Consider the following 833-nt stretch of genomic DNA (forward strand, 5'->3'; position numbering starts at 1 on the left):
ACGTCGGGACTGCCTTTCGCGGCTGCGACCACCAGGCGCTCGAAGATTGTAAGTTGATCGTTCCCAGCGAGGTGAAGCGGCTCCCTGCCAGGAATGAACAGCGTGCCGGACTGCTTGCCTGTCCGAACCACCCGCGGCGACACGCCCCCGCGTGCGAGTGAAAGACCGTCTCGGTACGCGAGTTCTATTCCGTCGCGCGCGAACAGCATTTCCTCGCCCGCCGACGCGAGATGGGACAGCAGCGGCATGACGATGTTAGGCCCAAGATGTGACGGCATCTCCTCGCTCGCGGCGAAGATGATGCCCACCCCAGCGGTGTCCCGCGCGCGCAACATCAGATCCAGTCTCTGCGCCGCTTTCGGATCATTGAGCCGCCGGGCGAAATAGACGGGCACATCTGCCTCATCGATCTGGATCGCGCCGACAAGGGTCAGGTCCGGGTCCAGGATCTGGGCCGCCCGCTTGCTCAGCAGCGGCTTCATCAGGCGCATGAGCGTCTCGTGAAGCCACTGAGCGTTGACAGCGAACATCTCGACATCCGACGCGGGGCGCTTGCCGACGTCTTCGCCGAAAGGGCCGACAGCCTGGACCATGCCCTCGGTCGCCGACGGCTTGACGGCGCCTTCCCCGTCGACGTCGTCGTCCTCGATGAGAACCACATCCTGACGGTCGCGGCGCTCGAGCAGGCCGCCTTCGATCAGACGCTTCGGGTCAAGCCCGAGTTCCAGCAGAAAACTTCCGCTGACCTCGTCCTCGATACGGTCGTGGAGTTGAACAAGCTGGGGGAATATCGCGCGAAGGTCATCATGCGCGATTTGCCTGAACGCGCTCAG

At 63.7% G+C, this 833-nt stretch carries 2 protein-coding genes; one reads left to right on the top strand and one right to left on the bottom strand.

What is annotated here, in order from left to right:
* A partial coding sequence (locus A6302_RS23785; RefSeq protein ID WP_210183428.1) for a hypothetical protein occupies nt 1-491 on the bottom strand: 491 nt, incomplete at its 3' end.
* A 9-nt stretch (nt 492-500) separates the two neighbouring features.
* On the opposite strand from A6302_RS23785, the gene A6302_RS23790 reads away from it, so the two are divergent.
* The coding region (locus tag A6302_RS23790) for a hypothetical protein (protein ID WP_210183429.1) at nt 501-833 on the top strand (333 nt) is incomplete at its 3' end.

The organism is Methylobrevis pamukkalensis (genome assembly GCF_001720135.1).
Lineage (GTDB): Bacteria > Pseudomonadota > Alphaproteobacteria > Rhizobiales > Pleomorphomonadaceae > Methylobrevis > Methylobrevis pamukkalensis.